The organism is Pseudomonas sp. NBRC 111119, assembly GCF_001320125.1.
GTDB classification, from domain to species: domain Bacteria; phylum Pseudomonadota; class Gammaproteobacteria; order Pseudomonadales; family Pseudomonadaceae; genus Aquipseudomonas; species Aquipseudomonas parafulva.
In genome coordinates this window covers 55,007-77,226 of record NZ_BCAV01000005.1, presented here as the reverse complement: position 1 = coordinate 77,226, position 22,220 = coordinate 55,007, and the positions used below count along the sequence as shown (strand labels likewise).

Sequence of the window (22,220 nt, the reverse complement as noted above, 5' to 3'; positions counted from 1 at the left end):
CGCTGCAGATAGAAGCAGTACGGGGTTTGCCAGGCTTACGTGATCGTCTTGTGGCTTGCAGCTAAACGCTTGCAGCTGCTGTTAAGAGGTTTTGAAAAATGGCTGAACGTCTGAATAACGACTTCCAGTTCATCGAGGTGGGCCGCAAGGACCCGAAGAAAAAGCTGCTGCGCCAGCGCAAGAAGGAGTTCGTGGAAATCTACGAACCGTTCAAGCCGCAGCAGTCTGTGGAACAGGCGCACCGTTGCCTGGGCTGTGGTAACCCGTACTGCGAATGGAAGTGCCCGGTGCACAACTTCATCCCCAACTGGTTGAAGCTGGTGTCCGAAGGCAACATCCTGGCGGCGGCGGAATTGTCGCACCAGACCAACACCCTGCCGGAAGTGTGCGGGCGGGTGTGCCCACAGGACCGCCTGTGTGAAGGTGCCTGCACGCTGAACGACGGCTTTGGCGCGGTGACCATCGGTTCGGTGGAGAAGTACATCACCGATACCGCCTTCGCCATGGGCTGGCGCCCGGACATGTCCAAGGTCAAGCCCACCGGCAAGCGCGTTGCCATCATCGGCGCCGGCCCGGCAGGCCTTGGCTGTGCCGACGTGCTGGTGCGCGCCGGGGTAACCCCGGTGGTGTTCGACCGCAACCCGGAAATCGGCGGCCTGCTGACCTTCGGTATCCCCGAATTCAAGCTGGAAAAAACCGTGCTCAGCAACCGCCGTGAAGTGTTCACCGGCATGGGCATCGAGTTCCGCCTGAACACCGAGGTGGGCAAGGATGTGACCCTTGAGCAACTGCTGGCCGAGTACGATGCAGTGTTCATGGGCATGGGCACCTACACCTACATGAAGGGGGGCTTCCCCGGCGAGGACCTGCCAGGGGTGCACGATGCCCTGGACTTCCTGATCGCCAACGTCAACCGCAACCTGGGCTTCGAGAAGTCGCCGGAAGATTTCGTCGACATGCAGGGCAAGCGGGTGGTGGTGCTCGGTGGTGGTGACACCGCCATGGACTGCAACCGCACTTCCATTCGCCAGGGCGCCAAGGCCGTGACCTGTGCCTATCGCCGTGACGAAGCCAACATGCCCGGTTCGCGCAAGGAAGTTAAGAACGCCAAGGAAGAGGGCGTGAAGTTCCTGTACAACCGCCAGCCCATTGCGATCGTGGGTGAGGACAAGGTCGAAGGCGTGAAAGTGGTGGAAACCCGCCTGGGTGAGCCCGACGCCCGTGGCCGCCGCAGCCCGGAGCCAATCCCGGGGTCTGAAGAGATCCTGCCGGCCGATGCGGTGGTCATCGCCTTCGGCTTCCGCCCAAGCCCGGCCCCCTGGTTCGAGCAGCACGGCATCCAACTGGACAGCCAGGGCCGTGTGGTAGCGCCGGAGCAGGGCAAGTTCAAGCACCAGACCAGCAACCCGAAGGTGTTTGCCGGCGGCGACATGGTGCGCGGGTCCGACCTGGTAGTGACCGCCATTTTCGAAGGGCGCACCGCTGCCGAAGGCATCCTGGACTTCCTGGAAGTGTGAGGTCGGCTGCCGGCTCCTGCAAGGTACGCGTTATCTGCAGGGGCCGGCTTTGTACGCGACACAGCTTGACCCAACGCACCCAATAGACAAAACGCATGGTCTCAGCCGTGCCTTTTGTGCTGGTGTCTGAGAAAATGCCCCCACTTTTTTTCCGGATGCCGACATGACTGCCCTGAAGAACGATCGTTTCCTGCGTGCACTGCTCAAGCAACCCGTAGACGTCACCCCGGTGTGGATGATGCGCCAGGCCGGCCGCTACCTCCCGGAATATCGCGCCAGCCGTGCCAAGGCCGGTGACTTCATGAGCCTGTGCAAAAACCCGCAGTTCGCCTGCGAGGTCACCCTGCAGCCACTCGACCGCTACCCGCTGGACGCCGCGATCCTGTTCTCGGACATCCTCACCATCCCTGATGCCATGGGCCTTGGCCTGTACTTCGAAACCGGCGAAGGCCCGCGTTTCAGAAAGGTGGTCAGCACCCCGGCCGACATCGAAGCACTGCCCGTGCCCGATGCCCAGAAAGACTTGGGCTACGTGATGGACGCCGTCAGCACCATCCGCCGCGAGCTCAATGGCCGGGTACCGCTGATCGGCTTCTCAGGCAGCCCGTGGACGCTGGCCACGTACATGGTCGAAGGCGGCTCGTCCAAGGACTTCCGCAAGACCAAGGCCATGGCCTACGACAACCCCCAGGCGCTGCACCTGTTGCTGGACAAGCTGGCCCAGTCGGTCACAACGTACCTCAATGGCCAGATCCTGGCCGGCGCACAGGCGGTGCAGATCTTTGACACCTGGGGTGGCAACCTGTCGGCTGCGGCGTACCAGGAGTTTTCCCTGGCCTACATGCGCAAGATCGTCAGTGGCCTGATTCGCGAGCACGAAGGGCGCAAGGTGCCGGTCATCCTGTTCACCAAGAACGGCGGCCTGTGGCTCGAAAGCATTGCCGAGGCGGGTGCCGATGCACTGGGCCTGGACTGGACCTGCGATATCGGCGATGCCCGCCGCCGTGTGGGTAACCAGGTGGCCCTGCAAGGCAACATGGACCCGACCGTGCTGTACGCCCGGCCCGAAGCCATCCGCAAGGAAGTCGCGCGTATTCTGGCCAGCTACGGCCAGGGCAGTGGCCACGTGTTCAACCTGGGCCATGGCATCACCCCGGAAGTCGACCCGGAGCATGCCGGTGTGTTCATCAACGCCGTGCACGAACTGTCAGCGCTGTACCACCAGTAAAGACCAGCTCGCGGGCATGCCCGCGAGCCCCTACGCCGCCTTTGGCGGTAGCTTGCTCAGGTGCAACGCCACCAGCAGCGCTACCGCCAGCAGGCTGCCGATGAACAACCCGATGCCGTTCCACCCCCACTGGTGCCAGAACACCCCGCCTGCCGTCCCGGCCACGCTCGACCCCGCGTAGTAGCAGAACAGATACAGCGATGACGCCTGCCCCTTGGCCCGCAAGGCGCGGCGGCCGATCCAGCTGCTGGCCACCGAGTGTGCCCCGAAGAAGCCGAAGGTGAACACCAGCATGCCCATGATCACCATGAACAATGGGCTGGCCAGGGTTATCAGCATGCCCCCCGCCATGACCACGATACTCGCCCAGAACACCTTGCGCCGGCCCAGCTTGTCGGCCAGTGCGCCCACCTGCGCCGAGCTGTAGATACCCGACAGGTACACCACCGACAGCAGCCCCACCAGCGCCTGGTTCATGTGGTAAGGCTCCGCCAGCAGGCGATAGCCAATGTAGTTGAACAGGGTGACGAAGGCGCCCATCAGCAGGAACGCTTCGAGGAACAGCCAAGGCAGCCCGGCATCCTTGAAGTGCACCACGAAGCCGTCCAGCAGGCTGCGCGGGTTCATGGCCTGGGGGCGGAAGTTGCGCGACTCGGGCAGCACTTTCCAGAACACCACCGCCGCCAGCAATGCCAGGCCCCCCACCGTGAGCATCGCCGTGTGCCAGCTGACGAAGTCGATCAGCACGCCGGTAATCAGCCGGCCGCTCATGCCACCAATGGCATTGCCGCCGATGTACAGGCCCATGGCCAGGCCGATGTGCTGTGGGTGAATCTCCTCGCTCAGGTAGGTCATTGCCACCGCTGCCAGGCCGCTCAGGGACAGCCCGACCAGTGCGCGGGTGGCCAGCACCAGCTCCCAGCTCGGCATCACGGCGCTGGCGATGGTGCACAGCGCCGCGCACACCAAGGCGAACACCATCACCGGCTTGCGTCCAATGCGGTCGGAGACCGGGCCGGTTATCAACAACCCGAACGCCAGCATGCCGGTTGCGACCGACAGCACCAGGCTGCTCTGCGCGGCATTGATGGCAAATTCCTTCGACAGCAGCGGCATCATCGGCTGCACGCAGTACAGCAGGGCAAAGGTGGCAAAGCCGCCACTGAACAGCGCCAGCACGGTTTTCATGAAGGCTGGCGTGCCTTTCTCGATCCACAGGTCGTTGAGCGAGGCAGTCTCGGGTTCGGCAGGCAAGGGAACAGCGGCGTTTTTCACTGGCGGGTACCTCAGGCGCAATGGAAAAAAGCATATAGCTGCCTAATGATTAGATCCAATATATTGTTCGACCTATTTAAGACGTTTCACGACCTGTTGGAGGCTACCCATGGAGCTGCGTCACCTGCGCTATTTCGTTGCCGTTGCCGAAGAATTGCACTTTGGCCGCGCCGCCCAGCAGCTCGGCATTTCACAGCCGCCCCTGAGCCAGCAGATCCAGGCGCTGGAGCACGAGCTGGGCGCCAGGTTATTCGAGCGTACCAACCGTCGGGTGGAACTCAGCGAGGCCGGGCGGCTGTTTCTGGAGGAGGCCCGGCTGGTACTGGCCCAGGTCGAGAAGGCGGCCGATGTGGCCAGGCGTGCCCAGTTGGGGGAGCTGGGCGAGATGAAGATCGGCTTTACGTCCTCTGCGCCGTTCACGTCGAAGATCCCCCAGGCGATCCATGCCTTCCGCCAGCGCTTTCCGGCAGTGCACCTGAACCTCAAGGAAATGAGCAGCCGCGAAGTCGCCGAAGGGGTGTTCGATGAGTCCATCGAAGTGGGCCTGATGCGGCCGATGCCGCTGCCCCAAGGGTTGGTTGCCACGGAGCTGTTCCGCGAGCCACTGGTGGCGGTGATCAATGCCTCGCATGCGCTGGCTCAGGCCACGGAGCAAGGCGTGCATCTGGCAGCGCTGGCCCAGGAACCTTTTGTGTTCTTCCCGCGCAGCTATGGCAGTGGTTTGTATGCCCAGCTGCTCAGCCTGGCGCGTCAGGCAGGCTTCAGCCCGCACTTTGCCCAGGAGGCAGGGGAGGCGATGACGATCATCGGGCTGGTGTCGGCGGGGCTTGGGGTGTCGGTGCTGCCGGCTTCTTACCAGCGTATGCGCATCGAGGGCGTGGTGTACCGCACGTTACTGGATACCGAAGCCACGTCTGCCGTGTGGCTGGTACAGCGCCAGTGCCAGCAGTCGGCGATGGCCACAGCCTTCGCCGAACTGCTGACCGGGCAGGTTCAGGCCTGACACCAGCCTGCCCCGGTTGCGCCTGGGTATCAGTCTACGCGGGCCAGGTCGCCCTTGATGGCAACACCGGCGATGACCGCGCCGGCATGGCACTCGTAGGTGGCCGGGTCTTTGCGCTCGTTGCGCTTGTAGTAGCTGACGATGTTGGTCACGGCATTGGCGTTGGCCTTGCGCGCAGCGTCCTGCATGGTCAGCAGGGCCGACTGCAGGGCCCATTCGCAGGCCACTTCGTCACTCTTGTTGAAGGCGTTGGTCTTCTTGTTGGTCACGGCGTTGGGGCTGACCACCTTGACCTTGCCGCGTGGCTGTACGCCCGCCAAGTAGAACTTGACCGAGCCATCGAGCTTTTTCTCGGCAAGCATTTGCTGCACTACCTTGTCGAAGGGCAGGAACAGCGCGGTATCACGGGCCTGGCTCAGGCCTGGCAGTGCAGCCAGCAGCAGGGCAGTGGCGGCGGTAAGGGTCTTCAAGCGCATCGGTTCTTCCTTGGTCGGTGGTTAGGGGGTAACGCTGCTTTGTTGCAACAGGCTCTGGCTGCTCACTGTGTTGAGCTGACGCACGATGCTGCGGTCCAGGTTGTAGACCCAGCGGTTGTAGTTGCGGTGGATCTTGCCGTCCTTGTACCCCAGTTCGCGGCTGTCGCGGTAGGCGATGCGGAACTGGCTGGCGCTGTAGTGGATATCCACGGCAGCGAAGAAGGTGTTGCGCACGGTGATGTCGGCCTGGATCACGCTCGGGTTTACCGAGCGTGCCGTCCAGCCGCGGTCGGCAATGGCCTTCAGAATGGCCTGTTGCACCTGCTGTTGGGTGTAGGGTGTCGCGGAGGCCAGCTGTTCAGCCGGGTTCAGCACCGGCTTCGACGTACAGCCGGCCAGGCCGGTGAGTACAAGGCCCAGGGCCGCTGCGCGGATCAGAGGGGACATTCCATGCTCTCCAGGTTGGGGATTACGGCCAGCGGCGGAAGATCAACGACGTGTTGACCCCACCGAAAGCAAAGTTGTTGTTCATCACGAACTGGTGGTTCATGGTGCGGAACTCGCCACGCAGGTAGTCCAGTTCGCCACAGCGCGGGTCTACTTCGTCCAGGTTCAGGGTGTGCACGTAGCGGTCACTGTTCATCATTTCGATGCTGAACCACGACTCCAGTGCCCCGCACGCCCCGAGCGTGTGGCCAAGAAAGCTCTTCTGCGAACTGATGGGCATGTGGGTGCCGAACAGGCTGCTGGTCGCCAGGGTCTCGGCGATGTCGCCCTGCTCGGTGGCGGTACCGTGGCCATTCACATAGCCGATTGCTGCGGGTGCCAGGCCGGCATCCTCCAGCGCCAGCTCCATGGCGCGGCGCATGGTCGTCTGCTCGGGGCGGGTGGTGTGCTGGCCATCGGCGTTGCTGCCAAAGCCGACGATTTCGGCGTGTATCCTGGCCCCGCGGGCGCGGGCGTGTTCAAGTTCTTCAAGCACCAGCATGCCGCCGCCCTCGCCAATCACCAGGCCATCACGGCGGCAGTCGTAGGGGCGTGGGCTAAGGTGCGGGGTGTCGTTCATCAGGCTGGTGGCGTACAGCGCATCGAACACCATCGCCTCGGTGGGGCACAGCTCTTCGGCGCCCCCCGCCAGCATCATCGGCAGGCGCCCGTACTTGATCGCCTCATAGGCGTAGCCGATGCCCTGGCTGCCGCTGGTGCAGGCACTGGAGGTGGGGATCAGGCGCCCGGTGAGGCCGAAGAAGATGCTGATATTGGCGGCGGTGGTGTGCGGCATCATGCGCACGTAGGAATTGGCATTGAGGCCGTCGGCCACCGAGTTGAGCAGCATGTTGCCGAACGCCTTGATCTCGTCCGTGCTGCCGGTGGACGAGCCGCAGGCCACCCCCATGCGCCCATCGCGGATGCTCGGGTCATCCAGCAGGCCTGCATCGGCCAGTGCCCGCTCGGCCGCGGCCACCGCCAGGCGTGATACCCGGCCCATGCTGCGCAGTTGCTTGCGGGTCCAGTGGGCGGGCACCTTGAAATCATCGACGGGGCCGGCCAGCCGCGTGTTCATTTCTTCGAAGCGGTCCCATTCGTCCATGCGCCGGATGCCACTGCGCTGGCTGGCGAAATGCCCGGCGATGGTCGCCCAGTCGCTGCCCAGCGAGGTGATGCCGGCCATGCCGGTGACGACAACCCGGCGCATCAGCACAACCCCCCGTTCACGGCCAGCACCTGGCGGGTGATGTAGGCAGCCTCCGCCGACATCAGGAAGTTGACTGCACCGGCCACTTCTTCAGCGGTGCCCATGCGCCCGGCAGGGATCATCTTCATCAGCTCGTCCACAGGCACGTGCTCGTCGAGCATGGCCGTGTCGATCAGCCCAGGGGCCACGCAATTGACGGTGATGCGGCGTTTGCCCAGCTCGATCGCCAGCGCCTTTGCCGCGCCGATCAGCCCCGCCTTGGAGGCGCTGTAGTTGACCTGGCCACGGTTACCGATCAACCCCGACACCGAGGTGATGCAGACGATGCGCCCGGGTGCCCGACGGCGGATCATTGGCATGGTCAGTGGCTGCAGAACGTTGTAGAAACCGTCCAGGTTGGTACGCAGCACCTGGTCCCAGTCTTCGTCGGTAAGCGCCGGGAAGGCGCCATCGCGGGTCAGCCCGGCGTTGCACACCACGCCGTAATACGCCCCATGCTGCTCCACATCGCTCTCCAGGGCGGCGCGGCAGGCGGCACGGTCGGCAATGTCGAACTGCAGCACCCGTGCCTGTTGGCCCAGGGCCCGCACGTTTTCGGCCACGGCGTCGGCCTCGGCGCGGCCGCTGCGGCAATGCAGGACCAGGTCGTAACCGGACCGGGCCAGGCGCAGGGCGATGGCGCGGCCAATGCCGCGGCTCGAACCGGTGACCAGAATGGTGTCAGTCATGGGGGGACTCCTCAGGGCCCGCTTCGGCCAGGTAGCTGGCCGCTTGCGGCGGGCGGTACACGTTCAGGCGGGCACTGGCATGGATGCCGGGGCCGCGCAGGTGGCATTCGAACACGCCCATGCCGTTGTCGTCTTCGAGCGAACGCTGGGCGTGGATGTGCAGTTCGGCGCCGGCGGGGAAGTGCTCGACATCGCATTCGTATTTGCGCGCACCCAGCAGGAAACCCAGTTCGACTGCCTGGCCATTGCGCCGGGCGCGGCAGCCGGCATAGGCCGCGACGCTCTGGGCCATCAGCTCGATGCCCAGCCACGCCGGCAGGCTGCCGTCGGCGCGGTTGAACAGGCCGCCAGGCTGCACGGTGGTGCGGGTGAAGATCTGCTCCTCATCGCAGCGCTCGATCTGGTCGATCAGGATCATGTCGCCGGCGTGGGGCAGCAGCTCGGCCAGTGGCCAGGGGTTCATGCGGTGTCTCCGAGAATCAGGCTGACATTATTGCCGCCGAAGGCGAACGAGTTGCTCATTAAACGGCGTGGGCCATCAGTACCCAGGCGCTGGCGGCCATCCACCAGGGCCAGGCCCGGCAGCGCAGGGTCGCGCTGCTGGTCCCACACATGCGGTGGCAGCAGGCCCAACGGGTTGTGCTCGCTCAGGCTCAGCCAGCAGAACGCTGCTTCCAGCGCGCCGGCCGCACCCAACGTGTGGCCGGTCATGGGCTTGCTCGACGAACACGGCACCGTGGCACCGAACAGGGCATGCACGGCCAGGCTTTCCATGGCGTCATTGTGCGCAGTGGCGGTGCCATGCAGGTTCAGGTAGTTGATTTGCGCGGGCGCGAGGCCGGCATTGTCCAGTGCTTTGCCCATGCACCGCAAGGCGCCGGCACCGGTCGGGTCGGGCGCGGATATGTGGTGGGCGTCCGAGCTGGCACCGGCACCCAGCAGTGCCAGGGTGCGGCCTTGCGCGTTGCGCTGGCGCGTCATCAGGAACAGGGCCGCCGCCTCGCCAATGTTGATGCCATCGCGGTTGGCCGAGAACGGGTTGCAGCGCTGCTCACTGATCGCTTCCAGGGCGCTGAAGCCATTGAGGGTGAGGCTGCACAGGCTGTCGACGCCGCCGCACAGCACGGCGTCGCACACGCCCAGCTGCAGCAGGCGCCGGGCGCTGAGCAAGGCGCGGGCACTGGAGGTGCAGGCCGTGGAGATGACGTAGGCCGGGCCGCTGAGTTGCAGCCAGTCGGCGAGGAAGTCGGCCGGCGCGCTCAGTGCCTGCTGTGCGTAGTGATAGTCGGCAGGGAACTGCCCGCTGTTGATGAACTGGCCGATGGCGGCACTGCCTTCGGCAATGCCGGACGTACTGGTCCCGAGAATGACGGCAACACGATGCCCACCATACTGGGCGATCGCCTGGCGGATGGCCGGCTCGATCTGCAGGGCGGCCGCGTACAGCAGCTGGTTGTTGCGGCTGTGCTGCTCGGGCAGCGGTACTGCGGGCAATGCCGAGGCGACCGCACCCACGGGCGGGCAGCGGTCTGGGATCCAGCCTGACGCGGGCTGCATGCCGGAACAATCGCCGGCGAACAGGCCGGCCGCCACTTCGGCCTGGCCCTGGCCAAGGGCGCAGATCAGGCCTAGGGCATTGAGGTAGGCGGTCATGGTCGGTTCTCGCGAGGCAGGGGGTCGATTACATAACGCAGGCCTTCACCGAGGTTCAAGTCGAAGGCATCCTCGCCCCGATAGGTGACGTGCCAGCGGTCACCCAGCCAACGCTGCCCCGCTTGCTCGCGGGCCTGTGGATACAGCTGGGCCAGTTGCGCGGGCGGGGTGAGGGCGAACAATACGGCAGCGAACAGCTCCCGGGCTGCCGGGTTGGGCGGTAGCAGCCCATCGGCCTGCCATTGCTGGCCGTCCAGCAGCTGCCGGGCCTGGGGGATGCCCAGCAGGTCGAGCAGCGACCAGCGCAAGCGCTGGTGCTCGTCCTGGATCACCAGCAACCAGTCCTGGCGCTGGCCGGCCTGTTCGCGCTGCACATGCAACTGCTGCGGCAGGGTCAGCCCCGGCAGCCGCTCAGGCAGGGGCGGGCGCGCCGCGCAGGCGCTCAGCAGCAGGCACAGCGCGCATGCCAGGAAGGCTTTCATGCGGGCTCCAGCGGCTTGCGCGCAACCACGTTGACCAGCGTTTCCTCGCGCTCGCCCACCGGTGGCGGCTTGCGCAGGCCCAGGCGCTCGAGCAGGCCGAAGTCCTTGGCCCGGCTCCACCACAGGTAGGGGTAGGAGACATTGGCAGGGCCAAACTCGAAGCCCTGGCTGCGCAGCATCTGCAGGTAGCCCTCGGCACTCTTCTGCACGTGCATGGGGTGGCGGAAGAACCAGCGGATCACCCAGGTATCGATGTACGCCTCGGTAGATTCGGCGAACAGCAGGTAGCCACCCGGCTTGAGTACTCGGTAAAACTCGGCCAGGGCTTTTTCCTGTTCCACCAGGTGGTGAAAGGTCTGGTGACAGAACAGCAGGTCGATGCTGGCGTCAGGGTAGGGCAGCTTGGCACAGTCGCTGCCGCACAGCTCCACATCGATGCCCAGGCGCTGGGCTTCGGCTGCGCTCAGGTCGAGGCTGTGCGGGTCGGCATCGGTGCCCAGCAGGCGAGCGGGCGCAAATACCCGCTGCAGGTGCTTGAACGACCTGCCCTGCCCGCAGCCAGCATCCAGCAGCACTGCGCCCTGGGGCGGTGCACCGTCGAACAGCCGGCGCAGGTCTTCGATGGCCACCCGCAGCACGTGGTGCTGCCAGGTGTGACTGGCGAGAAAACGAAAGCCTATGCGCGTTTCCTCGACATAGGTGTCGCTCAGGAACGGGCGCTCACTCATGCCGGCGCCCTCGCGCACAGTTCGGCCAGGGTGCGCAGGCGGCGCCGGGGTTCGGCCACGAACGGGTTGCGCGTGTCCCAGGCATAGCCAGCCAGGATGGAGCTGATCATGGCGCGGATTTCCGGCGAGCTGCCTGGGTGGTAGATCACGTCCTGGAAACTGCCGTCGTACCAGCCTTCGACATAGACACGGAAGGTGTCGACGCCCTGCTGAAGGGGTTCGGCAAACTCGGTCTGCCAGTTCACCGTTTCACCTTGCAGTTGGCGGTGCAGCAGGCCGGCGGCCATGCTCGCCGAGCGCATGGCGATGGTGACGCCGGAGGAGAACACCGGGTCGAGGAATTCGGCGGCGTTGCCGAGCAGGGCATAGCCCTTGCCGTGCAGCGCCTTGACGTTGGCCGAATAGCCCCCGATGGTGCGCGCCGGGGTGTCCCACACTGCATTGGCCAGCACCTTGGACAGGCTCGGCGCTTGTGCCACGAAGTGCTTGAGGCAGGCGTCGAGGTCCTCGGGGGCGTTGGCATAGTGTTCTGCGGCCGCCACCACGCCCAGTGAGGTGCGGCCGTCGCTGAATGGGATGGTCCAGAACCAGATGTCACGGTGCTCGGGGTGGGTGGTGATGAGGATCTTGTCGCGGTCGAAGCCTGGGTGGTCGATACGGTCTTCGATGTGCGTGAACACGGCCCGGCGCACCGGGAAGGCCGACGGTGCTTCGAGGTCCAGCATTCTTGGCAGTACCCGGCCGTAGCCGCTGGCGTCCAGCACGAAGCCGGCCTGCACGGTGTACTCGCTGCCGTCCGGGCGGCGCACGCGCACCTGGGGCTGCTCGCCATTCATGTCGGCGCTGACGATCTCGTGTTCGTAGCGTATCTCCACGCCCTGGGCTTCGGCCTGGTCGGCCAGCAACTGGTCGAAGCGGGCCCGCTGCACCTGGAAGGTGCTGGGTTTACCCTGGGTGAAGGTCTGGCCGAAGTCGAACGCCGTGTACTCGTCGCCCCAGGCGAAGGCGGCGCCATTCTTGTGCTGGAAGCCTGCGGCTTGCAGGGCCTCGAGCATGCCGGCCTCCTCGACGAAATCCAGGCAGTGGGACAGCAGACTTTCGCCGATTGAAAAACGCGGAAAACGCTGGCGTTCGATGACCAGCACATCGTGCCCCTGGCGCTTGAGCAGGGCCGATGCGATGGCGCCGGAAGGCCCGGCACCGATCACCAGGACTTGGCGTTGTTGTAGGTCAGCGTTTGGCATGCGGGCTCCTTGCCATGGATGGGGCGTTAAGTGGAAGACGGTGCAGGCCGGCCAGCGCCGGCATCAGGGTGGCAACCAGGCTCATCAGCATCAGCGCGAAATACACGGCAGGGCTGATCAGCTGCTGGGACAGCAACAGGTTGAGGAAAACGATTTCGCTGAGGCCACGAATGTTCAGCAGCAGGCTCTCGCGCCATCTGCTGGCCCCGGGGAATGACGGGGCGGCCCAGCACAGGCCAAGCCAGTTACCCAGCAGCTTGCTGGCGATCGGCAGCGCGACCAGCGCGCACAGTTGCCAGCCGTCCAGGCTGTCGAGGGCGTGGTGTGCATCGATCTGTATCACGCCGTAGGTCAGTATCAACGGCACGGCGAGGCTGTGTTGCACTCGCCGGTTGCAGGTATCGGGCAATGGCAGCGTGGCCGGTATCCTGCGCCAGGCAAGGCAGGCCAGGTAGCCCATGCCGAAGACCAGGGCATTGAGCTTGTAGTGCTCGGCAACGAACAGCAGCACCAGAAACAGCGCCCCATAAACCTTGGGTGCGCGCAGGCCCAGTGCGTGAAGCGGCAGCGGCAGCAAGGCTGCCAGCAACGGCAACGCCAGTGTGCCCGGGTGCAGGCTCCCTTGGCCCAGGCCCAGCAGCAGCCAGCAGGCCACGTCGATCAGGATGGCCGCTTGCAGCAACCGCCGGCTGGCGGCAGCGGGGTAATCGATAGCCCGCAGGTACAGGTACAACACAGGGATTGCGGTAATGGCGAAGACCAGGCCCAGGGCCAGGGCAGCAACGCCGCTCAAACCCATCAGCCCTGTTGCGCAGGCCAGACCGCAGGCAAACGGCAGCAGAAAGCTGGGTACCGCCAGTTTCACAGCCTGGCGGTCTGGCCGCAGGGCCAGCACATCGGTGAGGATGTGCCCGAGCAGCAGGGCAAAGCTGGCGCCGTACAGGGTCTTGACCCAGGCCGGTGCGATCAGTGCGGGGCCGTCCAGCTGCCAGTGCGGGGTTATCCACAGCCCCATCACCGCAGGCAGCGCCAGGGTGGCCAGCAGCAGCTGGCTGACGATGGGGATCAGGCCCAGTCGTTTGCCCAGCAGGCTGGCCAGGGCAAATGCTGCCAACGCCAGGCCCCAGAACAGAATGATCGTCATGGTGGCGTTGGCGCTCCGTCGCGAGGGGCGGCCCAGGGCGCCAGCAGGAAGCTGAAGACCAGGCCCAGGCTTACCGCTGCGCCGAAGTTGCTCACCGCCGGGGTGCTGGACAGGGCCAGCAGCCCGAACGACAGCCAGGTGGTGAGCGCGGCCAGCAGGGTACCCAGCAGGCTCACGGCCGCCCCGCCTATGCGCTCATGCATGAGGATGGCGTAGTCGACGCTGATGGCAGTCACCAGCAACAGCCCGAACAGGCTGAACAGCGTCAGGGGTTGGCCCAGCCAGCCCAGGCTCGCCAGGCTGCACAGCGCGGCCAGCAGCGGCAGTGCAACGATGCGCAGCGAACCACGCAGGCCGAAGGGCATCACCAGCAGCACCAGGATCAGCACGCAGGACAGCAGCTTGAGTTCCGCTGCGCTCACCTGGGTCGCCGCAAACAGCTGGTTGAGTTCCCCCAAGCGGTCTACCAGTTGCACGCCGTCCAGGTCCTGGGTCTGCAACTGCAGCAACGCTGTATCCGACAACCCCTGAAGGCTGACGATGGCAGCTACGCCCTGTGCATCGGCGCCTAGCCACAAGGGCCGCCATGCTTCGCCCAGGGGGCCTGCCAACACGTGTTCGATGGCCTGCACAGGTAATGCCTGCAACTGCTGGATCTCGGCCTGCAAGGCCGCTTCGGGTACGCCAAGCGCCACCAGCGGCTGCCAGTGCTCGGGCAGCACCTCCAGCGCCTTGCGCGCCTGCTGTTGCTCGGCGGGGCTGGCAACCAGCTGGCTGAGGCTCATGAAGCCCTTGAGCTTGCCCAGTTCCACCAGTTCCGTGAGTTTGGCCCCCAGCGCCTGGGTGCGCGCCAGCAGTTGTTGCTGGTCGGCAGCGCGCACCAGGTAGAACTGGCTGGTAGGTTGGTAGCCAGTGATGCGCGCCACGGCCTGGGCTTGCTGCAACAGTTGCGGCGGCGTACCGACCCACTGGCGAATGTCGTTGCGCGTCTGCAAGTGCCAGAGGCCGCCGGCGCAGAACATCAGCACCAAGGCCAGCAAGGCGCCACTGGGCACCCTGCGCAGCAGCGCTTCACGCCACTGTGTCAGGGCCTGGGCAATGCGCAGCGGCCATAGCGCCGGTCTGAGCTGCGCCGACGCCAGCAACGCGGGTAGCAGGCACACCGCGCTCAGGTAGGCGCCCAGCAGGCCGGCGGCGGAAAACGCGGCGATCTGGGTCAGGGCCGGGAAGGGTGTGAAGGCCAGGGCCAGGTAGCCAATGCAGCTGGTAGCCAGGCTCAGGCTCATGCCTGGCAGGGTGAGGCGCACCGCCGGCCAGCTTTGCCAGGGTTTCAGGCTCCAGCTCTTGGACAGGTAGTGCAGCGGGTAGTCCACTGCCACACCGATCAGGCTGGAACCGAGCACCAAGGTCATGACGTGCATCTGGCCGAACAGGGCCACGCACACCACCGAGCCGAACAGCATGCCCACCAGCACCGGAACGAACGCCAGCAGTGCCCGCCAGTTACGGAAGGCCAGCCACAGCAGCAGCAGAATACCCAGCGTGGCGCCACCGCCTACCCAGCTGATTTCGCGGCTGGCCTGCTGCTGGCCGGCAGCAGCGTGCAGCAGGCCGCTGGCCGCCAGCAGTTGGGCACCGAGCGGTTCGGCCTGCTGGCGGGCGTTGGCCAGAAGGTCGGCCACCTGCAATGGCAGCTGCATGTCGAATGCGTTGCCCAGGGTACGGGCACGCAGCAGCACCCAATAGTGGTCATCCGCTTGGGCAATCAGCGCGCCGCTGGCCGTATCCAGTTCAACATTGGCGGGCTTGGGCTGGCTGTTCTGGACACGCCCCGTGAGCCCCAGCCAGTCGTCCTGGTTGGGCACCAGGCTGAACCCGGCAAACGGGTCGAACAGGCTTTGCACCCGTTGCGCCACGAACGCATCGGGTTGCGCTTCCAGCTGTTGCCGGTCTGCGGGCGCCAGCATGGCCAGCCGGCCCTGCAACAACTGCGTGCGCACAGCCTGCAGGTCGGTCTGCAGGCTCCACTGGACCTTTTCGAACAAGCCGCTGGCCTGCCACTGCCCGGCCAGCTTCTCGGCCAGGGCCAGCGCCTTCTGGCGTTGCGGGTGCCCTACCAGTACCAGCAGTTCGCGGTTCAGCGGCTCCTGCATGCGCTGCTCGGCACGCTGCACCAGTGGGTCCTGGGTGGCGCCAGGCACCAGCGACATCAGGTCGGCCGACAGCGGCGCGCCCCGGTGCCACTGCCAGCCGGCTACGGCAAGCATGGCCAGCAGCAGGCAGACGAACAGGCGCGGCAGTAGGCGTTCAGTTGGCAAAGTCGCTGCGCTCCGCGTCGCTCAGGTCAGCAGCGCCGCTGCTTTCGGGCATGCGCAGCACCGTGCTGTCACCCTGGGTTTCGCTCAATTCGATGCGTTGTACATAGCGCCCACCGGTGATGTCGATGCGCTTGAACACCTGCTTGAGCAGCAGCGAACGGGGGGTGAGCTGCAACTGCCAGTGGGCGGCGTCCCCGGTGAGGGCCAGCTCGAAGTCACGTTGCAGGCCGGTGCTGTCGCCTTGCAGCACGGCGAAGAACAGGCGGTTCTGCTCGGCACCGGCGCTACGGTTGGGCAGGGCCTGCCAGCCACTCGGGTCGCGCCGGGCGATGCCATGGGCATCGATGCGGTAGTCCTGGCGCAGTGGGGTTTGCAGCAGCCACAGCAGCCCGTGGTCGCGGGCCAGCACGAACTGCCCCTGGCTCAGCAGCGGCTGGGGCAGGGCACGCAGGTGCTTTTCCTGCACGAACGGGCCTTTGACCACGGCGGGGGCGCTGAGCTGCTTTTGCAGGTCGTCGAGGGTGAAGGCGAAGGTGAGCGGGCTGATAAGCCACAACAGCAAGGCCAGGACGAGCGGGCCTGCTTTGCAGGCTATCGCCGGCAAGCCGACGCCTGCAGTACACCGGAGGGCGCGGTTATCGAGGGGGTTCATGCAAGCACCTGCTGGACGGCATCGAGCATTACCTGGGGCGAGGCCAGCTGCATTTCGCCACTGGCAATGTGCACGGCGACCTGCACGGTGCTGGCCCGGGTCATGCGCTCACCGGTTTCGGCATCGCTGATCAGGTAATGGATTTTCAGGCGGTTTTCCCACTCCACCAGGCTGGCCCGCACATTCAGGCGCTGGCCGAAGGTGGCGCCGCGCATGTAGCGCAACTGCAGGTCGATCACCGGCCATGCGTAGCCGCTGGCCTGCATCTGCACGTAGTTGTGCGAGAGGCGGTCGAGCAGGGCGCAGCGGGCCACCTCCAGGTACTTCACGTAATGGCCATGCCACACCACGTGCATGCTGTCGACGTCGAAGAATGGCACGACCACCTCGCTGTCGACGTGGAATACCCCGGCGCTACGCATGCAGCCTCCAGTGGCGCTGGCCGATCCGCTGCAGGCAGTGGCGCAGGTCTTGCTCCAGGGCCCTATCTTCGATCACCGGGGCAAACTCACCCAGCAGCGCTTCGTGCATGTGCGCCAGCGCAGGCGGCAATGGGCGTGCATCGGCATGGCGGCTGCGCAGCCACACACCCTGGTTGGCGGCCAGCAGCGCGGCGGCAGCCACCTGTTCGGTCAGTTCCAGCACGCGCAGGGCATCGCGGGCAGCGATTGTGCCCATGCTCACCTTGTCCTGGTTGTGGCACTCGGTGGAGCGCGAGAACACGCTGGCGGGCATGGTCTGCTTGAGGGCTTCGGCGGTCCAGGCGCTGGTGCCAATCTGCACGGCCTTGAAGCCGTGGTTGATCATCGCCCGGTCGGCCGGCGCGCCGGACAGGTTGCTCGGCAGGCCATGGTTGTAGCGCACGTCCACCAGCAGTGCGAGCTGCCGGTCGAGCAGGTCGGCGACGTTGGCCACCAAGGTTTTCAGGCTGTCCATGGCAAAGGCGATATGCCCGCCGTAGAAATGCCCGCCGTGCAGCACACGTTCAGCGTCACCGTCGATGATCGGGTTGTCGTTGGCACTGTTCAGTTCGGTTTCGATGAAACCGCGCAGCCAGCCCAGGCTGTCGGCCAGCACCCCCAGCACATGCGGCGCGCAGCGCAGCGAGTAGCGGTCCTGCAGGCGGTGCAGGGTCGGCAGCGGGGCGTCGATGGCAAGGTCCTGGCGCAGCCAGGCGGCGACTTGCGCCTGGCCGGGGTGCGGCTTGGCGGCGAACAGCCGTTCATCGAAGTGTTCCGGGTTGCCCTGCAGGGCGATCACGTTCAGGGCGGTGATGCGGGTGGCCAACTGCAGCAGGTAGTCGGCGCGGCTGTAGGCCAGGCACGCCAACCCGGTCATCACTGCAGTGCCGTTCATCAGCGCCAGGGCTTCCTTGGGCCGGAGCACCAGCGGTTGCCAGCCCAGCTCCCGGTGCACGTCGGCGCTGCTGCGGCGCATGCCCTGGTACATCACATCGCGCTCGCCCGACAGCGTCGCGGCCACATAAGACAGCGGCGTGAGGTCACCGCTGGCGCCCACCGAGCCTTCTTCGGGGATCAGCGGCAGGATGTCGTGGGCGATGAAGTCGCGCAGGCGCTCCAGCAGCTCAAGGCGCACGCCGGAAACACCATGGCTGAGCGAGCGCAGGCGGGCGGCCAGCACCGCGCGGGTGGCAGGGGCATCCAGCAGCTTGCCGAGGCCGCAGCCGTGGAAGGTGTACAGGTGCTGTGGCAGCGCCTCCACATGTTCCAGCGGTACAGCCACCACGCAGGAATCACCGTAGCCGGTGGTGACGCCGTAGATCACCCCTTCCTTGTCGAGCAGGGTGTCGAGAAACCTTGCACCCCGGGCGATACGCGCTCGGTAGGTGGCGTCGTCCTGCAGGTGCACCTGGGCACGGCGTTCTGCCAGGGCCACCACCTGTTCGATTGCCAGCGGCGCTTCGCCGAACGTGACAGCTTCATGCGGATGCATCGTCATCGGTCTTCCAGAAAGGGTAGAAATTGAACCACTGCAGGGGCGCCTGGGTGCAGTAGTGGCCCAGGCGGTCGGCGTAGCGTGTGGCCCACTCGGCGATTACCTGATCGCGCTGGCCGCGTCGCCATTGCAGGCGCTCGGCAAAGGGTTCGAGGGTGACGTGGTAGCGCCCCTGGTGCTTGAGGCAGAACAGCAGGTTGAGCGGGCATTCGAGCATGCCCGCCAGCAGCCACGGGCCTTGCGGAAAGGCTGCCCGGTGGCCGAGGAAATCCACTTCTACCGTGCGCCCGCCGTGCAGGGGCACACGGTCACCGGCAATCGCCAGCCATTCGCCACGCTCCAGCCGTTCGGACAATTGCAGCATGACAGCTGGGTCCAGTTCGCTGACCTGGATCAGCCTCAGGTTGGTAGCCCCCGCTTCACCCAACAGGCGGTTGAAGCGCTCGGCATGGCGGGTGTGCACCAGCACGTTCATGGTGACCTGCTCGCCGATTTCGGCCAGGGCGCGGCACACTTCAAGGTTGCCCAGGTGCGCCCCTACCAGCATTTGCCCACGGCTGCCGCGCAGTTGCCGGCGCAGTTGGGCCGGGTCGTGGATCTCGATGTCTTCGATACGCAGCTTGCCGTTCCACACGTCCAGCTTGTCCAGCAGGGCCTCGGCGAAGGCCATGAACTGGCGGAACACCTGCCATTGGCTGGGGGCGGTGGTCTGCCCGCCGCTCCATTGGCGCAGCCGCTGCTGGTACTGCCAGGCGCTGCGCCGGGCGCGGCGGCCAAACAGGAAGAAGTAGGCGACGATGAGGTGGATCAACGGGCTGAGCATGCGCCGGCCCAGCAGGCGCACCAGGGTGGCTGTGAGTTTCATCAGCCAGAAGCTGCCGCGTTCCTGATGTTCGGCCCAGTGCTGCGACGGTTCGCTCATGCCCGCCACCTGCGCCAGAGTATTGCCGGTGCCCGCAGCAGCATGCCGAAGAACAGCTTGGCGTGCATTTTCGAGATCAGCGCGTTGTCATGGAACAGCCGGAAATGGGACAGGCCGTCCTGGGGGTAGTGCACCCGGGTGGGCAGCCAGCGCATCGGCTGGTTGCGCCAGGCCAGGCGCACCAGGATTTCAGGGTCGAAGTCCATGCGCTTGCCCAGTTTGACGCTGTCGATCATTGCCAGGGTGGCAGGCAGGGGATACACGCGAAAACCGCACATGGAGTCGGGGATCTGCAGCGACAAGCTGTTGATCCACACCCACACGTGGGTGAGGTAGCGGGCATACAGCCTGCCCTTGGGCACACTGGCATCGTACTGGGGGTAACCGCACACCAGTGCCTGTGGGTGGTTGCGCGACTGGTCGAGGAACAGCCCCACATCGAGCAGGTTGTGCTGGCCATCGGCGTCTACCTGCAGCGCATGGCTGAAGCCAAGGCGTGCAGCCTCTCGCAGGCCAGCCATTACCGCGCCACCCTTGCCCTGGTTCACGGTCAGGGTGACCAGATACACATCACGCTGGCTGGCCAGGTGCTCGAGCACTTGCGCGCAGGCGGGATGACTGGCGTCATCGACCAGCACGCAGGGCAGGCCCGCTTGCTGCAGCTCGGCTACCACAGCCGGCAGTGCCTGCTCGTGGTTGTACACGGGGATGACCGCGCAGGGCTTATGCACAGGTGTCCTCCAGCAGGATACGGCCGCTGGAGCAGGGCTGCCCCGCGCAGGTGAAGGCGAAGTACAGTTTGCTGCGTGCCCGGTCCAGGCGAAGGCTCAGTGCCAGCTGGTCGCCGGGGCGCACCAGCTGCTGGAACTTCAGCACTTCCATGCCGGCGAAGTGCAGCCCGGCCTGCAGGTGTTCGGTTGCCAGGGCGATGGCCCAGTCGATCTGCACCACGCCCGGCAGCACTGGCGTACGCGGGAAATGCCCGGAGAAACACGCCAGGTCCAGCGGCACGGCGAGGTTGAACTGCAGTTCGTCGCCCGCGCCCTGCTGTGCCAGCACCTGCGGCGCCATGCTGCGTGGTGCCTCCAGCAGCGTGTGCAGGGCCGCCTGGGGTAGCTTGCCCTGGCTGTTGAGTGGCAGTTGCTGCATCAGCCGCCAGCGGCGCGGCAACGCCAGCGCCTCGCAGTGGCCCGCCAGGTGTTTACGCAGCGTATCCAGCAGTACCCGGCGGCCCTGGTTGCGCAGCGCGTGCAGGCCTGCTGCGGTGGGTACCAGCAACGCGGCCAGGTACGCCCGGCCTTGTTCGATCATGCCCAGGCGCGCTTCAGCCACCCAGGGGTGGGTGCACAGGGCCTGCTCCAGCATGGGCAGGGAGATGCGCTTCTCTTCCAGCTTGACGATGCGGTCCAGGCGGCCCAGCAGGCGGAAACGCCCGTCTGGCGAGAACTCCGCAGCATCCGCGCTGTGTTCCACATGCCCGGCAGGCAGGTAAGGCGAGGCGATACGCAGCGCGCCATCGGCGCCATGGCTTAAGTGCACGCCGGCAAAGGGCTGCCACAGGGCTTGCCCCTGGCGCCAGGCGATACCGCCGGTTTCCGAACTGCCGAGAATTTCTGCAGGCCACTGGCCGAGGCGTTGCTGCAGGCGCTGCGCGGCATCGGCTGGCAGCTCGCCACCGGACGAAAATACCTTGCGCACCGGTTGCAGGGCAGGCCAGTCCAGGTTCTCGCCCATGCGCTTGAGCAGGGCAGGGCTGGCCACCCAGGCGAACGCAGGGTGCTCACGGCTGGCCCGTTGCAGGTCTTCGGGGAAGGGCAGCTGGCGCCGCTCGAAGCCGCGCCCGGCGCACAGGGGCCACAGCACACGGAACAGCAGGCCGTAGATGTGCTGGGTGGCGACACTGCCGATGATCCAGGCCCGGCCCAGGTCGGCTCCCCAGAGTTGCTCGAGTGCCTCTACCTCGTTGGCCAGCTGGCGCAGCTGCTTGTCGATGCGCTTGGGTTCGCCACTGGACCCGGACGTGCACAGGCTGATGCGGCACAGGTCCAGGTCCAGCGCGGCGGGGGGCATGGCTTGGCCCATCAATGCCTCGAACGGCGTATCGCCGGGCTGGTCGCTGAGCCACAGGTCGACATGGCTGTGCCAGCGCTCACGGGTGGCGGGCTGCAGGTCGGCGGGCAGCAGCACCTCGACGCCCGCCCGCCAGGCACCTAGCAGGGCGGCGGCCAGTTGGGCCGCGTCCTCCAGGTGAATGGCCAGGCGCCGGGCACCGCGCTGGTGCAGGCCCCCCGCCAGCCGCAGGGCCTGTTGGCACAGGCTGGCATGGTCCAGGGCGGGGGCCTGGGTCACCGGCCGCGACGCGTCCAGTGCCAGCAGCAGGTGTTCGAGGTTGATCCAGTTCATGAGCGTCCTCGCACACGTTGTCTTATCAGCCATTCCAGGGCGAACAGCACGCCCATGGCGGCGTAGGCGATGATGCCGTTGTACAGCGTCCACCACGTCAGGGGTGCCCATAGCGTGAGGCTGGCGGCGATCAGGCCGTTAAGCAGAAAAAACAGGCACCAGGCCTGGGTGACGTGCCGCGTATAGCGCACCGCTCGCGGCGGCAGCTGTGGGTCGCGCAGGCGTGCCAGGCGCTCGGCCACCGGCATGCCGTGCAGCAGGCTGGTACCGAACAGCGCCAGCATGAAGGCACTGATCAACACCGGGTACCAGCGCAGCAGGGCCTGGCTGTCGGACAGCCCCAGTACGCAGCAGAATGCCAGGGCGGCCACGGCCATCCACAGGCTGCCGGGGCGGCGCGGCGCGCTGAGCACACGGGCCAGCCACAGGCTGCCAAGCAGCAGGCCGAATTGCCAGGGGGCGAAATGGGCCATGCCGAAGTGCACCGCAAACGGGTATAGCAGGCCGGCCACCAGCAGGCCCAGGCCAATCAGCTGTTTCATGCCGCCGGGTTTACCAGGCGGAACACAGCCTCGACCACGTCGTTGACGGTGCGCACCGACTTGAATTCGTCAGCGGCGATTTTTTTGCCTGTCTGGCGCTTGATGTGATCGATCAGGTCAACGGCGTCGATGCTGTCGATTTCCAGGTCCTGGTACAGGTTGGCGTCGAGGCTGATGCGGGCCGGGTCCAGCTCGAACAACTCGACCAGGGCGTCGCGCAGGATGTTGAAGATGTCTTCACGGGTTTGCATGG

General features: G+C 65.8%; 23 protein-coding genes. 3 read left to right on the top strand and 20 right to left on the bottom strand.

Features of this window, described 5'->3' with window-relative positions; all coding sequences use genetic code 11:
• The first annotated feature begins 98 nt into the window (after positions 1-98).
• Both APH25_RS01205 and hemE read left to right on the top strand, forming a co-directional pair.
• On the top strand, positions 99-1,517 hold the full coding sequence (locus tag APH25_RS01205; protein ID WP_028632024.1) for an FAD-dependent oxidoreductase: 1,419 nt from the start codon (positions 99-101) through the stop codon (positions 1,515-1,517).
• A 163-nt stretch (positions 1,518-1,680) separates the two neighbouring features.
• Positions 1,681-2,745, top strand: coding sequence for a uroporphyrinogen decarboxylase (gene hemE / locus APH25_RS01200; protein ID WP_060480800.1), 1,065 nt, complete (start codon positions 1,681-1,683; stop codon positions 2,743-2,745).
• Between the two features lie 30 nt (positions 2,746-2,775).
• Here the strand turns inward: hemE and APH25_RS01195 are convergent, their stop codons facing one another.
• Entirely contained in the window at positions 2,776-4,020 is a 1,245-nt protein-coding gene (locus APH25_RS01195) for an MFS transporter (protein ID WP_060480799.1), read from the bottom strand.
• A 109-nt stretch (positions 4,021-4,129) separates the two neighbouring features.
• Between APH25_RS01195 and APH25_RS01190 the strand changes: the two genes are divergently transcribed.
• Complete coding sequence (locus APH25_RS01190) at positions 4,130-5,023, top strand: LysR family transcriptional regulator (protein ID WP_028632021.1); 894 nt, start codon at positions 4,130-4,132, stop codon at positions 5,021-5,023.
• A gap of 29 nt (positions 5,024-5,052) precedes the next feature.
• On the opposite strand, the gene APH25_RS01185 is transcribed toward APH25_RS01190, so the two are convergent.
• From APH25_RS01185 to APH25_RS01095, 19 genes are read right to left on the bottom strand one after another with little or no spacing between them, the layout of a single operon-like run.
• Positions 5,053-5,499, bottom strand: coding sequence for a hypothetical protein (locus APH25_RS01185; RefSeq protein ID WP_028632020.1), 447 nt, complete (start codon positions 5,497-5,499; stop codon positions 5,053-5,055).
• 21 nt (positions 5,500-5,520) lie between these two features.
• Positions 5,521-5,946: a hypothetical protein gene (locus tag APH25_RS01180; RefSeq protein ID WP_060480798.1), complete on the bottom strand. Its 426-nt coding sequence runs from the start codon at positions 5,944-5,946 to the stop codon at positions 5,521-5,523.
• A 22-nt stretch (positions 5,947-5,968) separates the two neighbouring features.
• Positions 5,969-7,195, bottom strand: coding sequence for a beta-ketoacyl-ACP synthase (locus APH25_RS01175; RefSeq protein WP_060480797.1), 1,227 nt, complete (start codon positions 7,193-7,195; stop codon positions 5,969-5,971).
• On the bottom strand, positions 7,195-7,923 hold the full coding sequence (fabG, locus tag APH25_RS01170) for a 3-oxoacyl-ACP reductase FabG (RefSeq protein WP_028632017.1): 729 nt from the start codon (positions 7,921-7,923) through the stop codon (positions 7,195-7,197). The genes APH25_RS01175 and fabG overlap by 1 nt, the downstream gene beginning before the upstream one ends.
• Entirely contained in the window at positions 7,916-8,386 is a 471-nt protein-coding gene (locus APH25_RS01165) for a hotdog family protein (RefSeq protein ID WP_028632016.1), read from the bottom strand. Before APH25_RS01165 ends, fabG begins: the two co-directional genes overlap by 8 nt.
• On the bottom strand, positions 8,383-9,576 hold the full coding sequence (locus APH25_RS01160; protein WP_060480796.1) for a beta-ketoacyl-[acyl-carrier-protein] synthase family protein: 1,194 nt from the start codon (positions 9,574-9,576) through the stop codon (positions 8,383-8,385). The genes APH25_RS01165 and APH25_RS01160 overlap by 4 nt, the downstream gene beginning before the upstream one ends.
• The gene (locus APH25_RS01155) at positions 9,573-10,058 is read right to left on the bottom strand and encodes a hypothetical protein (protein WP_060480795.1); all 486 of its coding nucleotides are present in this window, start codon (positions 10,056-10,058) and stop codon (positions 9,573-9,575) included. Before APH25_RS01155 ends, APH25_RS01160 begins: the two co-directional genes overlap by 4 nt.
• On the bottom strand, positions 10,055-10,786 hold the full coding sequence (locus APH25_RS01150) for a class I SAM-dependent methyltransferase (protein WP_028632013.1): 732 nt from the start codon (positions 10,784-10,786) through the stop codon (positions 10,055-10,057). Before APH25_RS01150 ends, APH25_RS01155 begins: the two co-directional genes overlap by 4 nt.
• Entirely contained in the window at positions 10,783-12,030 is a 1,248-nt protein-coding gene (locus APH25_RS01145) for an NAD(P)/FAD-dependent oxidoreductase (protein ID WP_060480794.1), read from the bottom strand. The genes APH25_RS01150 and APH25_RS01145 overlap by 4 nt, the downstream gene beginning before the upstream one ends.
• Entirely contained in the window at positions 12,017-13,174 is a 1,158-nt protein-coding gene (locus APH25_RS01140) for a hypothetical protein (RefSeq protein ID WP_060480793.1), read from the bottom strand. The genes APH25_RS01145 and APH25_RS01140 overlap by 14 nt, the downstream gene beginning before the upstream one ends.
• On the bottom strand, positions 13,171-15,492 hold the full coding sequence (locus APH25_RS01135) for an MMPL family transporter (RefSeq protein WP_060480792.1): 2,322 nt from the start codon (positions 15,490-15,492) through the stop codon (positions 13,171-13,173). Before APH25_RS01135 ends, APH25_RS01140 begins: the two co-directional genes overlap by 4 nt.
• On the bottom strand, positions 15,482-16,144 hold the full coding sequence (locus APH25_RS01130) for an outer membrane lipoprotein carrier protein LolA (protein ID WP_082428189.1): 663 nt from the start codon (positions 16,142-16,144) through the stop codon (positions 15,482-15,484). Before APH25_RS01130 ends, APH25_RS01135 begins: the two co-directional genes overlap by 11 nt.
• On the bottom strand, positions 16,141-16,566 hold the full coding sequence (locus APH25_RS01125; protein WP_060480791.1) for a thioesterase family protein: 426 nt from the start codon (positions 16,564-16,566) through the stop codon (positions 16,141-16,143). The genes APH25_RS01130 and APH25_RS01125 overlap by 4 nt, the downstream gene beginning before the upstream one ends.
• Positions 16,559-18,103, bottom strand: a complete 1,545-nt coding sequence (hutH, locus tag APH25_RS01120) for a histidine ammonia-lyase (protein WP_060480790.1) — start codon at positions 18,101-18,103, stop codon at positions 16,559-16,561. The genes APH25_RS01125 and hutH overlap by 8 nt, the downstream gene beginning before the upstream one ends.
• Positions 18,084-19,022: a glycosyl transferase gene (locus APH25_RS01115; RefSeq protein WP_060480789.1), complete on the bottom strand. Its 939-nt coding sequence runs from the start codon at positions 19,020-19,022 to the stop codon at positions 18,084-18,086. The genes hutH and APH25_RS01115 overlap by 20 nt, the downstream gene beginning before the upstream one ends.
• Complete coding sequence (locus APH25_RS01110; RefSeq protein ID WP_060480788.1) at positions 19,019-19,753, bottom strand: glycosyltransferase family 2 protein; 735 nt, start codon at positions 19,751-19,753, stop codon at positions 19,019-19,021. The genes APH25_RS01115 and APH25_RS01110 overlap by 4 nt, the downstream gene beginning before the upstream one ends.
• Positions 19,746-21,425, bottom strand: a complete 1,680-nt coding sequence (locus tag APH25_RS01105) for an AMP-binding protein (RefSeq protein WP_060480787.1) — start codon at positions 21,423-21,425, stop codon at positions 19,746-19,748. Before APH25_RS01105 ends, APH25_RS01110 begins: the two co-directional genes overlap by 8 nt.
• Complete coding sequence (locus APH25_RS01100; protein WP_028632003.1) at positions 21,422-21,967, bottom strand: membrane protein; 546 nt, start codon at positions 21,965-21,967, stop codon at positions 21,422-21,424. Before APH25_RS01100 ends, APH25_RS01105 begins: the two co-directional genes overlap by 4 nt.
• The gene (locus APH25_RS01095) at positions 21,964-22,218 is read right to left on the bottom strand and encodes an acyl carrier protein (protein ID WP_028632002.1); all 255 of its coding nucleotides are present in this window, start codon (positions 22,216-22,218) and stop codon (positions 21,964-21,966) included. Before APH25_RS01095 ends, APH25_RS01100 begins: the two co-directional genes overlap by 4 nt.
• Positions 22,219-22,220 lie beyond the last annotated feature (2 nt).

What these genes read in the sequence shown, in the direction of transcription:
- APH25_RS01140 (WP_060480793.1), bottom strand. Translation starts at nt 13,174, where the DNA reads ATGACGATCATTCTGTTCTGGGGCCTGGCGTTGGCAGCATTTGCCCTG.
- APH25_RS01095 (WP_028632002.1), bottom strand. Translation starts at nt 22,218, where the DNA reads ATGCAAACCCGTGAAGACATCTTCAACATCCTGCGCGACGCCCTGGTC.
- hutH (WP_060480790.1), bottom strand. Translation starts at nt 18,103, where the DNA reads ATGACGATGCATCCGCATGAAGCTGTCACGTTCGGCGAAGCGCCGCTG.
- APH25_RS01115 (WP_060480789.1), bottom strand. Translation starts at nt 19,022, where the DNA reads ATGAGCGAACCGTCGCAGCACTGGGCCGAACATCAGGAACGCGGCAGC.
- APH25_RS01130 (WP_082428189.1), bottom strand. Translation starts at nt 16,144, where the DNA reads ATGAACCCCCTCGATAACCGCGCCCTCCGGTGTACTGCAGGCGTCGGC.
- APH25_RS01125 (WP_060480791.1), bottom strand. Translation starts at nt 16,566, where the DNA reads ATGCGTAGCGCCGGGGTATTCCACGTCGACAGCGAGGTGGTCGTGCCA.
- APH25_RS01190 (WP_028632021.1), top strand. Translation starts at nt 4,130, where the DNA reads ATGGAGCTGCGTCACCTGCGCTATTTCGTTGCCGTTGCCGAAGAATTG.
- APH25_RS01180 (WP_060480798.1), bottom strand. Translation starts at nt 5,946, where the DNA reads ATGTCCCCTCTGATCCGCGCAGCGGCCCTGGGCCTTGTACTCACCGGC.
- APH25_RS01175 (WP_060480797.1), bottom strand. Translation starts at nt 7,195, where the DNA reads ATGCGCCGGGTTGTCGTCACCGGCATGGCCGGCATCACCTCGCTGGGC.
- APH25_RS01155 (WP_060480795.1), bottom strand. Translation starts at nt 10,058, where the DNA reads ATGAAAGCCTTCCTGGCATGCGCGCTGTGCCTGCTGCTGAGCGCCTGC.
- fabG (WP_028632017.1), bottom strand. Translation starts at nt 7,923, where the DNA reads ATGACTGACACCATTCTGGTCACCGGTTCGAGCCGCGGCATTGGCCGC.
- APH25_RS01145 (WP_060480794.1), bottom strand. Translation starts at nt 12,030, where the DNA reads ATGCCAAACGCTGACCTACAACAACGCCAAGTCCTGGTGATCGGTGCC.
- APH25_RS01100 (WP_028632003.1), bottom strand. Translation starts at nt 21,967, where the DNA reads ATGAAACAGCTGATTGGCCTGGGCCTGCTGGTGGCCGGCCTGCTATAC.
- APH25_RS01160 (WP_060480796.1), bottom strand. Translation starts at nt 9,576, where the DNA reads ATGACCGCCTACCTCAATGCCCTAGGCCTGATCTGCGCCCTTGGCCAG.
- APH25_RS01185 (WP_028632020.1), bottom strand. Translation starts at nt 5,499, where the DNA reads ATGCGCTTGAAGACCCTTACCGCCGCCACTGCCCTGCTGCTGGCTGCA.
- APH25_RS01205 (WP_028632024.1), top strand. Translation starts at nt 99, where the DNA reads ATGGCTGAACGTCTGAATAACGACTTCCAGTTCATCGAGGTGGGCCGC.
- APH25_RS01105 (WP_060480787.1), bottom strand. Translation starts at nt 21,425, where the DNA reads ATGAACTGGATCAACCTCGAACACCTGCTGCTGGCACTGGACGCGTCG.
- APH25_RS01150 (WP_028632013.1), bottom strand. Translation starts at nt 10,786, where the DNA reads ATGAGTGAGCGCCCGTTCCTGAGCGACACCTATGTCGAGGAAACGCGC.
- hemE (WP_060480800.1), top strand. Translation starts at nt 1,681, where the DNA reads ATGACTGCCCTGAAGAACGATCGTTTCCTGCGTGCACTGCTCAAGCAA.
- APH25_RS01165 (WP_028632016.1), bottom strand. Translation starts at nt 8,386, where the DNA reads ATGAACCCCTGGCCACTGGCCGAGCTGCTGCCCCACGCCGGCGACATG.